We start from the raw sequence: 14,160 nt of genomic DNA, 5'->3' as shown, positions 1-14,160 counted from the left end.
CAGTACGGGCGGCCGCTTCCTTTCCTAGTCCGGGCCGCCTGCTCCACCCTGCGGGGGTGGGATGCGGACGACGCGGTCGTCGAATTCGCCTGGCTCGCCGTCGGTCTTGTTGGTGGTGGTGACCCAGATGCTGCCGTCGGCGCTGGCGGTGGCGCCGAGGAACCTGCCGTACTTGTCCTGCGCGATCAGGGTGGGGGCGGTGGTGACGGCGAACGTAGTGGGGTCCGCGGCGACGGCGGCCAGCGCCTTGCCCTCGCTGAGTGCGATGCCGACGCCGTCACCGGTGGCCGTGCAGCCGCCGACGCCGGGACGGTCGGGCCAGGTCCAGGAGACGCTGAGGGTGCCGTCGGGGCTCAGGTGCTGGAGCCGATCCTCGGCGGCGGTGCGGTCGGTGACCCACATGCCTTCCTTGCCGTCGCGGCAGATGTCGCCGGCCGAACCGATGCCCGACGCCACCACCTGTGGGTTGTTCGTACCCGCCGACGGCGACTCCAGGCGAAGCAGCTTGCCGCCGAGCGAGCCGGGATCGGCCGCGGCGCCGGGGTTTCCGGCGTCACCGGTGAGGATCATCAGCTGCGTCGGCGTCGACCATTCCAGTGCGCCGCGATTTCCGTCGGCGCCCTTGGGAATCCCGGTGAGGATCGGCTTGGCCGCCCCGCCCTTGGACAGCCGCACGACCCGATTGTCGCTGCCGGTGGTGATGTAGGCGTACATCAGCCCGTCCTCACCGAAGGTGGGGGAGAGCACGATATCGGAGATGCCGCCGTCGGCCGACCCGTCGACGGGCACGCTGGCGATCTCCACCGGCGTCTCCTGCGGTGTGCTCGCGTCGACCGGTTTCACCTGCAGGATCCGCCCCGTCTTTCGCTCCGCGACGAAGGCGCCCTCGCCCACCGCGATCAGCCCGGCCCCCGATTCCATGCAGGTGGCGATGACATTGGGATCGGGATCGATACACGGTCCGGTCGGTCGCGGCGGCTGCGAGGGGTCCTCCTGCGGCTTCTTCGGTTCCGCGCCGGACCCACCCAGTTGCGGTTCGGTGGTGAACGGACTCGACGCCGACTCGTCGAAACGGGCGCACCCGGCTAGCAAAACGGCGCTCAGTGCCACCCCGACTGCCACGCGGCCCGCGATTCCCGAACTCATAGGTCAGACGTTACCGGCAGCGGTGCGGGCCTGACACGCCCGTCGCGTCCGAATGCGGCTGCCCGGACGCGACCGGAAGTCGAGCGGGGCTGACACGCCCGTTGCGAGGAAGGGCGGCACACCGGGACGGCACGTCATAAGGTGAGTCGGTGACCGACAAGTCGAATGACACTCCGAAGGCCGAAGGTTCGGCACCGGCCGGGCAGGGCGCGTCGGCGGCGGGTCGCCCGGTGACCAGCCCGTTCGATTCGCCGACGACGCAGATGCGCAAGCCGGATCCGAAGGACATCCCCCGCACCGACGAGGATCTCGGTCTCGACCCCGGTGATGAGGTTCCCGGTGCGAGCACCGCGCAAACCGGTCGTGGCGGCGGCGACGAAGATTACGGGTACGCGACGATCCCGCCCGCGTCGGCGGCCTCGGCGGGCACCGTCCGCTTGCAGCGCCGCAACCGCGAGGCTCGCCGCGGCACCCTGGACCTCGGCCTGTTCGTGCTGCGCCTGGTGGTCGGCTACACCTTCATCTACCACGGTCTGCAGAAGCTGACCGGCTGGTTCCACGGACCCGGCCTCGACGGCACCAAGACCATGATGGAAAGCGGCGGCTGGGACTACCCGTCACTGTCGACCGCGCTGGTGATCGCCGGTGAACTCGGCGGCGGCATCCTCCTGGTGATCGGCCTGGCCACCCCGCTCGCCGCGGGCGCTGTCCTGGCCACGATCCTGAACGCGTGGATGTGGAAGCAGGGCATGGTCCCCGGCTTCCAGTACAACGCGGGCACCCCCACCGGCGTCGAACTCGACTCCGTCCTGGCCGGTTCCGCCCTGGCGATCATCCTCACCGGCCCCGGCCGCTGGTCCTTCGACCGCACCCGAGGCTGGGCCACCCGCCCCTCCTACGGTTCCTTCGGGGTCGTCGTCCTGGCTGTCGCCGCCGCCATCCTCACCTTCTGGTTCCTCCACGGCGGCAACCCCCTGAAAGGCATCGGCCCCTTCTGATCCGCCTTTCCGCGTCTTTCAGTCAGATCCAGGGGCGCGGTGCGTCGATGACGCGGCGGGCGGTCGCGCGGCAACTCGGTGAGCCGGTACCCGGTGAGTTGCCGATGTCCTCACGACATCAGTGGTCGCGATGGTGCGGGTTCAGTCAGGTGGGCGGTCATGGTGGCGTGCACGTCGGCCAGGAACGACTCGAATCGTCGCAGCTCCTCGGGGGAGTATTTCCCCATCACCGACTCTTCCACCTTCGTGCCGAGTGGGCCGAAGAAATCGTTGGCGAGGGTGTGGATGCTGGGTGTGCTGCGCAGTGTGATCACGCGACGGTCGTCGTGTTCTCGGCTGCGCACGATATGACCGGCCTGTTCCAGCCGGTTCAGCAGTGCGGTGGTGGCGCTGTTGGACAGCGAGATCCGTTCGCTGAGCCGTGCCGGTGACAGTGTGGTCCCGCGTTCCTCGGCGGTGAGGATCTCGATCAGGGCCTCGGCATCGGTCGAGTGCAACCCGAGCCAGGTCGCGAATCGGCGGGCGAGTTCCCGGTAACTCGCGCCGTAGGCCCGCATTCCTTCGTGGATTCGTTCGTACTGGGCGCGAGCGTCCGACTGGCTCATAGGTTCCTTTCGCATCGTTTGACATCCTATTGCCCTCAATATACTTTGACCATGGAAATATTCCACCATGGAAATAGGAGTGTGCGATGAGTCAAGAGTCGTCCCTTCGTCGATGGCTCGGCTTGATCGCCATTGCCCTCGGCGTGGCGCTGATCGTGGTCGACACCACGATCGTGAACGTGATCATCCCGTCGATCATCGAAGACCTGGACACGGGTTCCACCGAGGCGCAATGGATTCAGGAGTCCTACGCGATCGTCTTCGCGGCGCTGCTGCTGGTGGTCGGCCGGGTAGCGGACATGGTCGGGGCGCGCCGGGTGTTCGTCGCCGGTGTCGTAGTGTTCGGCGCGACCTCCATCCTGGCCGGGCTGGCACCGGACGGCGGGCTGCTCGTCATCGCCCGATTCCTGCAGGGCGCGGGCGCGGCGATGATCCTGCCGACCTCGCTCGCCCTGCTCAACGCCACCTTCACCGGCAAAGCCCGTGGTCAGGCCTTCGCGGTATGGGGTTCCACGATCGGTGCGGCCGCCGCGCTCGGTCCGCTACTCGGTGGCTGGCTGGCCGAGCATGTGTCGTGGCGCTGGGCGTTCGGCATCAATGTGCCTCTGGCTGTGCTGATCGTGGTCGGTGTGCTGGCGTGCATCGCGCCGTCGCCGAAGGTCGCCGGTCGACTCGATGTGCTCGGCTCGATCCTGTCGGTGCTCGGCCTCGGGCTGCTGGCCTTCGGGTTGGTCGAGGGCCGCACCTACGGCTGGATCACCACCGTCCATCCGATGGGGATCGCCGGATTCACCTGGGAGAGCGGGCCGTCGCCGGTGCTGGTCGCGCTCGTGCTGAGTGTGCTCGCGCTGGGCGGGTTCGTCGTCCGGCAGGTGCTGTTGCGCCGCGGCGGCAATGCCGACAAGGCGCTGATGGACCTGAGCCTGTTCTCGTTGGCCTCGTTCCGCAACGGCAATATCGCGACGCTGATCATCGGCCTCGGTGAGTTCGGCATCGTCGCCGTGCTCCCGCTGTGGCTGCAGTTCACCCTCGGTTACAGCGCACTGCAATCCGGTCTGGCCCTGGTGCCGATCGCCATCGGCAGCTTCATCGCCAGTGGTGCCAGCTTCGGGATGGCAGGGAAGGCCTCGCCGCTGAACATGGTCCGCCTCGGTCTGGGGCTGGAGGTCGTCGGCCTGGCCGCGCTGGGCTTCTTCGCCGCCACCGACAGCTCATGGTGGTCGATCGCACTGGTCCTGTGTGTGTACGGCATCGGCGTCGGTTTCGCCACGGCGCAGGTGACCAACGTCGTCCTCGCCGACATCCCCGAAGCCGACAACGGCCAGGCGTCCGGTATCCAAAGCGCCTTTCGTCAACTGGGTTCCGCCCTCGGCATCGCACTGCTCACGACGATCTTCTTCACCACGCTGAGCTCGAATGTCGAAGACGACCTCACCGCGGTCGGTACGCCCCCGGCGCAAGCCCAGCAATACGCGCACGCCATCACCGGCAGCGCGGGCGCGGCGATCGAAGGCATTGCCGCCCAACCGGATACGCAGGAGGTAGCCACCGCCGGTCGATCCGCCATGACCGCCGGCGTCAACCTCGGCGCCTACCTGGCCGCGGGCTTCGTCTTGCTCGGCCTCGTGGCCACGGCCCTGATTCCCTCCCGAACCGGCCGCGACGACGAGTCGTCGACGTCGACAACACAACCCGCGCTCGTCTGACAGCAGGACAGTCCGCCCCGCCCGCGAATCGCAACCCGTGATTTCGCAAGAACATGGGTAACTTGCCGGGATCGGGCTACCCGATAACAGGCTCGCCGCCGGTCGCATCAACGACCGGTGGCGAGCCTGAATCTGGCCTGAATACGCGGGGAGGCGGCTACAGCACCTGACGAACGGCACCCTTGTCCGCCGAGGTGGCCAGCGCCGCGTAGGCACGCAGGGCGGTGGTGACCGTGCGGTCGCGGTTGACGGGCTGCCACGGGCGCTCCGAGGCTTCCATCTTCGCGCGGCGTTCGGCCATGACCTCGTCGGAGACAAGCACTTCCAGCGCGCGGGTGTGCACATCGATGCGGATGCGGTCGCCGTTCTCGATCAGGCCGATGGCACCGCCCGAGGCGGCCTCGGGAGAGATGTGACCGATCGACAGCCCCGAGGTGCCGCCGGAGAAGCGGCCGTCGGTGATCAGCGCGCACACCTTGCCGAGACCGAGACCCTTGAGGAACGAGGTCGGGTGCAGCATCTCCTGCATGCCCGGACCGCCGGCGGGGCCTTCGTAGCGGATGACGACCACGTCACCGGGCTGGATCTTCTTGCCGAGGATCATCGACACCGCGTCCTCCTGCGACTCGACCACCACGGCCGGGCCTTCGAAGGTGAACAGGTCTTCGTCGATGCCCGCGGTCTTGAGGATCGCGCCGTCGGGAGCGATATTGCCGCGCAGCACGCACAGCCCGCCTTCGACGGTGTAGGCGTTCTCGACGTCGCGGATGCAGCCACCGGCGGCGTCGGTGTCGAGCGAGGACCAGCGGTTGCTGGTGGAGAACGGTTCCACTGTGCGCACGCCACCGGGGGCGGCGTGGAAGAGCTCGATGGCCTCTTCGGATGCCTTGCCCGAGCGCACATCCCAGGTGTCGAGGTATTCCTCGAAGGAGGCGGTGTGCACGGTGGTGACGTCGGTGTCCAGCAGCCCACCGCGACGCAGCTCGCCGAGGATGGCCGGGATGCCACCGGCACGGTGCACGTCTTCCATGTGGTAATCCGAGTTCGGCGACACCTTCGACAGGCACGGCACCTTGCGGCTGATGTCGTCGATGGTCTGCAGGTCGAAGTCGATCTCGCCCTCCTGTGCGGCGGCGAGGGTGTGCAGCACGGTGTTGGTCGAGCCGCCCATGGCGACGTCGAGGGCCATCGCGTTGCGGAAAGCCTTGGCGTTGGCCACGTTTCGGGGAAGCACCGAGGCGTCGTCGTCCTGGTACCAGCGCTTGGCGATATCGACGATCACCGTGCCCGCCCGCTCGAACAGCGCACGGCGCGCGGAGTGGGTGGCGAGGGTGGAACCGTTGCCCGGCAGCGCGAGGCCGAGCGCCTCGGTCAGGCAGTTCATCGAGTTCGCGGTGAACATGCCCGAACACGAACCGCAGGTCGGGCACGCGGACCGCTCGACTTCGTCCAGTCCTTCGTCGGACACGGCCTGGTTCGCACTCGCGGAGATCGCGCTGACCAGGTCGAGCGGCGCCTGCGCGACACCGTCGACGATCACCGCCTTACCGGCCTCCATCGGCCCGCCGGAGACGAACACGGCGGGGATGTTGAGACGCATCGCGGCGTTGAGCATGCCGGGAGTGATCTTGTCGCAGTTGGAGATACACACCAGCGCGTCGGCGGTGTGGGCGTTGGCCATGTACTCCACGGAGTCGGCGATGATCTCGCGCGAGGGCAGCGAGTAGAGCATGCCGCCGTGACCCATGGCGATGCCGTCGTCGACGGCGATGGTGTGGAACTCGCGCGCGATGCCACCGGCGGCGGCCACCGCCTCGGCGACGATCTCGCCCATGTTCTTGAGGTGCACGTGACCGGGCACGAACTGGGTGTAGGAGTTCGCGATCGCGATGATCGGCTTACCGAAATCGGAATCGGTCATGCCGGTCGCGCGCCAGAGTGAGCGCGCGCCCGCAGCATTGCGGCCGATGGTGGTGGTGCGTGAGCGAAGCGGTGGCATGGAAGTCCTCGTGATGTCGCTGGGTGCGTGGCGAGCGTGCGCACAGGGGGCTGACCTGCGTGGCACGTGCGCGATCGCGGTGCGTCCGGCAGCCCTTCACGTTACTCCGGCGAGCGATGGTCGCATCGCGCCGGTGGTGGCGTGCGGGGGAGCGGGAACCGGGGCTCGAGGCGGGAGTGTCGCTCCGTGAGGTGTCGCCGCGGTGGTGCCGTCGGCGCGGGGTGCCCGGTCGCCGTCAGCTTACCGGTACAAGGATCGCGCCGACGTGCTCATTCCCACAGTGCCCACGGTCACTGCTCGGTCTGCGGCTCCGCATCCGGTTCGGCCTTCGCCTCCGACGCTGCAGCTTCGGGCTCGGCCTTCGCGTCGGCTTCCGCCTTCGCCGCGGCCCGCTCGGCGGCGAGACGCTCGGCTTCGGCCGCTTCGGCGGCGGCGAACACATCGGGCAGGCGCCCGCCGGACGCTTCGATCAGCTCACGCAACCGGTCGTAACCGACGGCAGGCAGCTTCACCTCGGATTCGTCGTCGAGCCGGGCGCGCACAGAGCCGCGCTTGGGAATGCTGATCCCCTTGATCCGCGCCCAGTCGAGGTGCTTCGTGCTGGTCATCGAGCTCAGATCCAGCCCGGACTCGGACACGGTCGTGTGCGTGCGCACCACCCACCACACCGCGATCACCGGGGCCAGCAGCAGCGGCCACAGGACGGCCGGCCACCCGACGAACGGGAAGAACACGCAGAACGCCAGCACCAGTACGCCGATATAGGCCAGGCGGGGAACGCCGATCACGTGCACACCCGGCGTCGGCGTGTTCGTCCGGCGCGGCATCAGCAGCCAGACGACCACCGCGACGGGCACGATCAGCCCGATCCGCACCCCCAGCGACCAGTCCTGCACCGTGCCGACGACGACGAAGGCCAGGTAGGCCAGCACCACCGCGCCGATCGCCGCGAGCCGCCCCGGACTGGCCGAGCGCAGGCCGCCGGGTCGCGACGGGCGACCCGTATCGGTTCCCTCGTCGGTGGTGTGGGACGATTTAGCCGGTGGCACGGACTGATGCGGTGATGACACCCTCCTATCCTCGCATCTTGGTACACGGACCCACGCAACCACTCGAGTCCCACAGAATGGGACCGGAGCGGAAAGCCTGTTTGACTCGACGCACTACGCGCGCCTAACGTCGTATGCGTGATTCGAAACGAGCTCGTAATCGGCCGGCGCGTCCAGCGCTGAGCCTGACACCTAGTCAATACGTCAGCTCGCGTTTGCGACGCGCCACCCTCGAACAGCCATGCGCTGGGCGGGGGCTTTTTTGTGTTCGGGCGAATGCCAGCGGCCCTGTCGGGTCAGTCCGAGTCAGAACGAGACAGTGAGGAACGAAGACGGTGAGTGCACCAACCGCACGACCCGGGCCATCGGCCCGCAGGTCAGCGCCTTCAGCTACCCCTGGTAGCCCGGCGACCAACCCCGCCCGCCGCCAGGTCGCGCCCGAGCGCGTGACCGGCGCCCAGTCGGTGGTTCGGTCCCTCGAAGAGCTCGACGTCGACACGGTATTCGGCATTCCCGGCGGCGCGGTCCTTCCTGTCTACGACCCGCTGTTCGACTCGAAGAAGGTCCGCCACGTCCTGGTCCGGCACGAGCAGGGCGCCGGTCACGCGGCGACCGGTTACGCGCAGGCCTCGGGCAAGGTCGGTGTGTGTATGGCCACATCCGGCCCCGGCGCGACCAACCTGGTGACCCCGCTGGCCGACGCCCAGATGGACTCGGTCCCGATCGTGGCGATCACCGGTCAGGTGCCGTCGAGCCTGGTCGGCACCGACGCGTTCCAGGAAGCCGACATCTCGGGCATCACGATGCCGATCACCAAGCACAACTTCCTGGTCTCCGACGCCGCCGAGATCCCGCGCACCCTGGCCGAGGCGTTCTACCTCGCCGCCTCGGGTCGCCCCGGCGCGGTCCTGGTCGACATCACCAAGGACGCGCTGCAGGCCCAGACCACGTTCTCGTGGCCGCCGGAGATGCGTCTGCCCGGCTACCGCCCGGTCACCAAGCCGCACGGCAAGCAGGTGCGCGAGGCCGCCAGGATGATCCTGGAGTCCAAGCAGCCGGTGCTCTACGTCGGTGGTGGCGTCATCAAGTCCGACGCCTCGCCGGAACTGCTCGAGCTGGCCGAACTCACCGGCATCCCGGTGGTCACCACGCTGATGGCGCGGGGCGCGTTCCCCGACAGCCACACCCTGAACATGGGCATGCCCGGCATGCACGGCACCGTCGGTGCTGTCGCCGCGCTGCAGAAGTCGGACCTGCTGATCACCCTCGGCGCCCGTTTCGACGACCGCGTCACCGGTCAGCTGGATTCCTTCGCGCCCGACGCGAAGGTCATCCACGCCGACATCGACCCGGCCGAGATCGGCAAGAACCGCCACGCCGATGTCCCGATCGTGGGCGACGCGCGTGAGGTGATCGTCGAGCTGATCGAAACCCTCAAGGCCGATCCGCAGGCCGGCGACGCACCGCTGCTGAACCTCACCGAATGGTGGGCCTACCTCAGTGGCATCCGCGAGAACTACCCGCTGGGCTGGAAGACGCCCAGCGACGGCTCGGTCTCGCCGGAATATGTCATCGAGACCCTCGGCCGTCTCGCGGGCCCCGAGGCCATCTACTGCGCCGGCGTCGGCCAGCACCAGATGTGGGCCGCGCAGTTCATCAAGTACGAGAACCCGCGCACCTGGCTCAATTCGGGCGGTCTCGGCACCATGGGCTACTCGGTGCCCGCTGCCATGGGCGCCAAGATGGGCGCGCCCGACAAGGAAGTCTGGGCGGTCGACGGTGACGGCTGCTTCCAGATGACCAACCAGGAACTGGCCACCTGCGCGATCGAAGGGGTGCCGATCAAGGTCGCCCTGATCAACAACGGCAACCTGGGCATGGTCCGTCAGTGGCAGACCCTGTTCTACGAACAGCGCTACTCCAACACCGATCTCGGCACGCATTCCCTGCGCATCCCCGATTTCGTGAAGCTGGCCGAGGCGCTGGGTTGCGTCGGCATCCGGGTGGAGAAGGAGTCCGAGGTCGAGGACGCGATCCGCCAGGCCCAGGCCATCACCGACCGCCCGGTCGTGATCGACTTCATCGTCGGCAAGGACGCCCAGGTGTGGCCGATGGTCGCCTCGGGCACCAGCAACGACGAGATCATGTTCGCCCGCGGTATCCGTCCGCTCTTCGACGAGGACGAGTCGGTCTCCGAACCGGCCGTCATCCACGAGGCGATGGAACGCGAGCAGGCCACCTCCGAGAAGGGCGACGACGAATGAGCACCACCCACACCCTGAGCGTCCTCGTCGAGGACAAGCCGGGCGTGCTGGCGCGAGTCGCGAGCCTGTTCTCGCGCCGTGGCTTCAATATCGAATCCCTGGCCGTCGGTGGCACCGAGATCCCCGAGATCTCGCGGATGACGATCGTCGTGACCGTCGACGATCTGCCCCTCGAGCAGGTCACCAAGCAGCTCAACAAGCTGATCAACGTCATCAAGATCGTGGAGCAGGACGCCGACGCCTCGGTGGCCCGCGAGCTGATCCTGGTGAAGGTGCGCGCCGACGCGTCGGTGCGCACGCAGGTGATCGAGGCCGTGCAGTTGTTCCGCGCCAAGGTGATCGACGTGTCGCCCGACGCGCTGACCATCGAGGCGACCGGCACCCGTTCCAAGCTCGACGCGCTGCTGCGCATGGTCGAGCCGTACGGGATCCGCGAGATCGTGCAGTCCGGTGTCGTGGCCGTCGGCCGGGGCCCCAAATCGATCACCGCGACCCGCTGATCCTCCTTCAGCAACCTCCGCGATAACTTTTCCTAACCGCATTCATTCAGAAGGGACCAACCAAAGTGGCAGTCGAGATGTTCTACGACGACGACGCTGACCTGTCGATCATCCAGGGCCGCAAGGTCGCCGTGATCGGTTACGGCAGCCAGGGCCACGCGCACTCGCTGAGCCTGCGCGACTCCGGCGTCGACGTCCGCGTCGGCCTGGCCGAGGGTTCGAAGTCTCGCCCGAAGGCCGAAGAGGCCGGTCTGACCGTCGGCACCCCCGCCGAGGTCTCCGCCTGGGCCGACGTGATCATGGTGCTCGCGCCCGACACCGCGCAGGCGTCGATCTTCACCAACGACATCGAGCCCAACCTGAAGGACGGCGACGCGCTGTTCTTCGGCCACGGCCTCAACATCCACTTCGGTCTCGTCAAGGCTCCGGCCGGCGTCACCGTCGCGATGGTCGCCCCGAAGGGCCCCGGCCACCTGGTGCGTCGTCAGTTCGTCGACGGCAAGGGTGTTCCTGCTCTGATCGCTGTCGATCAGGACCCGACCGGCGAGGGCCAGGCCCTGGCGCTGTCCTACGCCAAGGGCATCGGCGGCACCCGCGCCGGCGTCATCAAGACCACCTTCAAGGAAGAGACCGAGACCGACCTCTTCGGTGAGCAGGCCGTGCTCTGCGGCGGCACCGAGGAACTGGTCAAGATCGGTTTCGAGGTCATGGTCGAGGCGGGCTACGCCCCCGAGATGGCCTACTTCGAGGTTCTGCACGAGCTCAAGCTGATCGTCGACCTGATGTACGAGGGCGGCATCGCCCGCATGAACTACTCGGTTTCCGACACCGCCGAGTTCGGTGGCTACCTGTCGGGCCCGCGCGTCATCGACGCCGGTACCAAGGAGCGCATGAAGGCGATCCTGACCGACATCCAGGACGGCACCTTCGTCAAGCGCCTCGTCGCCAACGTCGAAGGCGGCAACAAGGAGCTCGAGGGTCTGCGCAAGGAGAACGCCGAGCACCCCATCGAGGTCACCGGCGCCAAGCTGCGCGGCCTGATGAGCTGGGTCGACCGCCCGATCACCGAAACCGCGTAAGGTTCCACCGCGTCTCGAATGGCCCGTTCGCCACGTGCGAGCGGGCCTTTCGGCATTGTGACGTAGCTTGGTGGCGTGACGGAAGTGAAACCAGCCCAACGATTTTGGTTCGAGCCGACCGGGGTGGGTGTGTCATTCGCGTCACGGATCTGAACCCTGTGCCTTCGGCTGACCTCGGTGGCGGCGATCTCGCGATTCCGTTCGAGCTGCCCGACGGCGATGTCGGCTTCATCTGGGGGGACTCGTTCTCCGGGGACGGCCCGTACGGCCCACCGATGGGCGGCATCGGGAACTGGCGTTCCCCCATCATCACTCGCACGTCTCAACGCGACCCTGCCGAGCCGATCGTCATGGCCACCGCGCCGGGTACCGACGGCCGCCAGCTGTGGGACTACCAGCACGACAACGCCGAGTACTCCACCGTCCTGCCGTGCGATGCGATGACCATCGACGGCCGGATCTACCTGTGGGTCATGTACACCCAGGGCCTGGGCAACGAGAAGTGGTGCGAGGTATGGACATCCGACGACAGCGGTGTCACCTGGGCGCGCAGCGGGTCGAAGTTCTGGTGCGGCGCGTTCGACGGCAAGCGGGTCATGATCTCCTGGGCCAAGGACCCGCACAGCGACTGGGTGCACATCATCTCCACCGGCGGCCTGGCCAGGAACAAGGACATGCTGCTGTGGCGCGCGACGGTCGACGGCCTGTCCGATCCGCATGCCTGGCAGGGCTGGGGCTGGGACGGCGGCAACTGGGCCTGGAACCGTGAGCCCACACCGATCCTGCCCGGTTGGCAGTTCGGCGAGATCTGCCTGCGCTATGTCGAGAACAGGGCCGTGATCTCCGGATTCGACGCGGGGGACTACTCGATCTTCGTCAAGGTCGGCGACCGCATCGACAACACGAACTGGATCACGACCCCCACACACCGGCCGATCACCGGGATGCCGCGCGGTGTCGACACCGTCGCGCGCCTGTACGGCGGCTACATACACCCCTACAGCAGGCTCGAAGACGGCAAGTTCACCCTCATCGTCTCCGAGTGGGCGCAGAACGGGAATCCCTATCGGGCGACCCAATTCACCTGCACCGGGATTCGCCGGAAGGTGCTCGTCCCGGCCCCTGACCCCGAACCGACGCCCGAGCCCTGGCCGACTCCACCACCGGACCCGCATCGGACCTGGTGGCAGGAGCTCGTCCGCCGAGTCGACGAGTGGCGCAAGCGCCTTGGTCCGTAGCGCCACCGGCCCCCTTGCTGTCGGCGGTCGATAGCGGGAGTCTCGCTCGATGAGTGACTGGTGTTTGCTGGGCGGTGTCGTACTCTGTCACCGCATGGTTACCCGCTGGTCCTTGCCGTGGTGGTCCAGTAGCGCGAGACTTGCTCGATGACGACGGTTGAGGATTTCGATCGGCAGGCGGCGGAGGTCGGTAAAGCGGCGCGGAAGCGGGTTTCTCGTACCGCGTTGGGGGAGTGGAAACCGGAGCCGGGCAGGGAGGACCCGGTGGCGATTCTGCTGAAGCAGAACGCGAAGCGGGTGCCGAGCCTGGTGCCGATCCGGATGGCGCGAATGGCGGTGTCGCCGTTCACCTTTCTGCGTGGTGCCGCGGCGGTCATGGCCAATGACCTCGGATCCGGTCCCGATACCGGGCTCACCGTGCAACTGTGCGGTGACGCGCACCTGTCGAACTTCGGGCTCTTCGGCACTCCTGAACGCAATCTCGTGTTCGATGTGAACGACTTCGACGAGACGCTGCCCGGCCCGTTCGAGTGGGACGTCAAACGCCTGGTCGCCAGTGTCGCGGTCGCGGCGCTGGGCAACGGCTGTTCCGATGAGGACGCGGCCTCGGCGGCGGAGGCCACCGCCCGCGGCTATCGCGAGGGCATCGAGGCGATGGCTGAGCAGGACAGTCTCGAGGTCTGGTACGACCGGGTCGACTCCGACATGGTCCTCGAGCTGGTCCAGAAGAAGAAGGGCCGCAAGCTGGCGGAGAAGACGATCGCCTCGGCCAAGAAGCGCACCAGCCTGCAAGCGCTGGACAAACTCACCGAACCCGATGCCGACGGCATTCCGCGGATCAAGAATCAGCCGCCACTGCTGGTACCCATCACCACCCCTGACGCGGCGACCGTGACGGCGCTGTTCGCCGAATATCGGCGCACCCTGCCCGACCACATGCGCGTGCTGCTCAACCGCTACACCTTCGTCGAGGCCGCCGTGAAGGTCGTCGGGGTCGGCAGTGTCGGCACCCGGTGCTTCATCGCGCTGCTGATGGACAAGGAGTCCGGCGCTCCGCTGTTCCTGCAGTTGAAGGAGGCCGACACGTCGGTGCTGGCGCCGTATCAGAAGGCGAGCCGGTACAAGCACCAGGGACATCGCGTCGTCGCCGGTCAGCGCTTGATGCAGGCGTCGAGCGACATCTTCCTCGGCTGGGCCACCGGCCCCGAGGGCGTGCATCACTACTGGCGTCAGTTCCGCGACATGAAGGGCTCCGTCGATATCGACAATCTGACCCACCGGCAACTGTCCAACTATGGCGCCGTCTGCGGTGGCGTGCTGGCTCGGGCCCACTGTCGTTCCGGTGATCCGCTGGCCATCGACGCCTATATCGGCGGCAGCGAGAAGTTCGACACGGCTCTGAGCGATTTCGCGATGTCGTATTCGGATCAGAGCAAAGCCGACTACGGCCTGCTACAGGCCGCGATCAAGGACGGCCGGGTCGAGGTGGCCGACAACCCGTACTGAGGCCGAACAGGCGGCGTCGGAGCTACAGGGGCTCGCGTCGCCGTCCTCCCGGCAACACTCGATACACTCA

11 protein-coding genes are annotated in these 14,160 nt (G+C 67.4%); 7 read left to right on the top strand and 4 right to left on the bottom strand.

The annotated features are described in order from the left end of the window. Positions 1–24: 24 nt before the first annotated feature. A complete protein-coding gene (locus ACWFRF_RS28665) occupies positions 25–1,146 on the bottom strand; it encodes a PQQ-dependent sugar dehydrogenase (RefSeq protein WP_387442016.1) in 1,122 nt (373 codons plus the stop codon). 149 nt (positions 1,147–1,295) lie between these two features. On the opposite strand from ACWFRF_RS28665, the gene ACWFRF_RS28660 reads away from it, so the two are divergent. Then, positions 1,296–2,144 (top strand): DoxX family protein, encoded by an 849-nt coding sequence (locus ACWFRF_RS28660; RefSeq protein WP_378997063.1) that lies wholly within the window; start codon positions 1,296–1,298, stop codon positions 2,142–2,144. Positions 2,145–2,254: 110 nt separating this feature from the next. Here the strand turns inward: ACWFRF_RS28660 and ACWFRF_RS28655 are convergent, their stop codons facing one another. Further along, entirely contained in the window at positions 2,255–2,749 is a 495-nt protein-coding gene (locus ACWFRF_RS28655; RefSeq protein WP_378997061.1) for a MarR family winged helix-turn-helix transcriptional regulator, read from the bottom strand. An 86-nt stretch (positions 2,750–2,835) separates the two neighbouring features. Here ACWFRF_RS28655 and ACWFRF_RS28650 point away from each other — a divergent pair, with 86 nt between their 5' ends. Further along, positions 2,836–4,455, top strand: coding sequence for a DHA2 family efflux MFS transporter permease subunit (locus ACWFRF_RS28650; protein WP_452453168.1), 1,620 nt, complete (start codon positions 2,836–2,838; stop codon positions 4,453–4,455). A 157-nt stretch (positions 4,456–4,612) separates the two neighbouring features. Here the strand turns inward: ACWFRF_RS28650 and ilvD are convergent, their stop codons facing one another. Both ilvD and ACWFRF_RS28640 read right to left on the bottom strand, forming a co-directional pair. Continuing rightward, positions 4,613–6,454, bottom strand: coding sequence for a dihydroxy-acid dehydratase (gene ilvD / locus ACWFRF_RS28645; protein ID WP_452453167.1), 1,842 nt, complete (start codon positions 6,452–6,454; stop codon positions 4,613–4,615). 290 nt (positions 6,455–6,744) lie between these two features. Beyond that, the gene (locus ACWFRF_RS28640) at positions 6,745–7,524 is read right to left on the bottom strand and encodes a PH domain-containing protein (RefSeq protein ID WP_452453165.1); all 780 of its coding nucleotides are present in this window, start codon (positions 7,522–7,524) and stop codon (positions 6,745–6,747) included. Between the two features lie 314 nt (positions 7,525–7,838). Between ACWFRF_RS28640 and ACWFRF_RS28635 the strand changes: the two genes are divergently transcribed. The 5 genes from ACWFRF_RS28635 to ACWFRF_RS28615 all read left to right on the top strand — a co-directional run bounded on the left by ACWFRF_RS28635 (position 7,839) and on the right by ACWFRF_RS28615 (position 14,090). Next, positions 7,839–9,767, top strand: a complete 1,929-nt coding sequence (locus ACWFRF_RS28635; RefSeq protein WP_378992061.1) for an acetolactate synthase large subunit — start codon at positions 7,839–7,841, stop codon at positions 9,765–9,767. Next, positions 9,764–10,267 carry an acetolactate synthase small subunit gene (ilvN, locus tag ACWFRF_RS28630; protein ID WP_019048314.1) on the top strand — a complete coding sequence of 168 codons (504 nt, stop codon included), beginning with the start codon at positions 9,764–9,766 and terminating at the stop codon, positions 10,265–10,267. The genes ACWFRF_RS28635 and ilvN overlap by 4 nt, the downstream gene beginning before the upstream one ends. A 77-nt stretch (positions 10,268–10,344) precedes the next feature. Then, entirely contained in the window at positions 10,345–11,346 is a 1,002-nt protein-coding gene (gene ilvC, locus ACWFRF_RS28625) for a ketol-acid reductoisomerase (protein ID WP_174551969.1), read from the top strand. A gap of 158 nt (positions 11,347–11,504) precedes the next feature. Further along, the gene (locus ACWFRF_RS28620; RefSeq protein ID WP_452453163.1) at positions 11,505–12,584 is read left to right on the top strand and encodes a DUF4185 domain-containing protein; all 1,080 of its coding nucleotides are present in this window, start codon (positions 11,505–11,507) and stop codon (positions 12,582–12,584) included. A 147-nt stretch (positions 12,585–12,731) separates the two neighbouring features. After that, positions 12,732–14,090, top strand: a complete 1,359-nt coding sequence (locus tag ACWFRF_RS28615) for a DUF2252 domain-containing protein (protein ID WP_452453161.1) — start codon at positions 12,732–12,734, stop codon at positions 14,088–14,090. Positions 14,091–14,160: the final 70 nt, after the last annotated feature.

The organism is Nocardia sp. NPDC055165 (genome assembly GCF_053606985.1).
Note: the sequence above shows the minus strand (reverse complement) of the source record. Positions and strands in the feature narration are given on the sequence as shown.

What these genes read in the sequence shown, in the direction of transcription:
- ACWFRF_RS28665 (WP_387442016.1), bottom strand. Translation starts at nt 1,146, where the DNA reads ATGAGTTCGGGAATCGCGGGCCGCGTGGCAGTCGGGGTGGCACTGAGC.
- ACWFRF_RS28655 (WP_378997061.1), bottom strand. Translation starts at nt 2,749, where the DNA reads ATGAGCCAGTCGGACGCTCGCGCCCAGTACGAACGAATCCACGAAGGA.
- ACWFRF_RS28650 (WP_452453168.1), top strand. Translation starts at nt 2,836, where the DNA reads ATGAGTCAAGAGTCGTCCCTTCGTCGATGGCTCGGCTTGATCGCCATT.
- ilvD (WP_452453167.1), bottom strand. Translation starts at nt 6,454, where the DNA reads ATGCCACCGCTTCGCTCACGCACCACCACCATCGGCCGCAATGCTGCG.
- ilvN (WP_019048314.1), top strand. Translation starts at nt 9,764, where the DNA reads ATGAGCACCACCCACACCCTGAGCGTCCTCGTCGAGGACAAGCCGGGC.
- ilvC (WP_174551969.1), top strand. Translation starts at nt 10,345, where the DNA reads ATGTTCTACGACGACGACGCTGACCTGTCGATCATCCAGGGCCGCAAG.
- ACWFRF_RS28615 (WP_452453161.1), top strand. Translation starts at nt 12,732, where the DNA reads ATGACGACGGTTGAGGATTTCGATCGGCAGGCGGCGGAGGTCGGTAAA.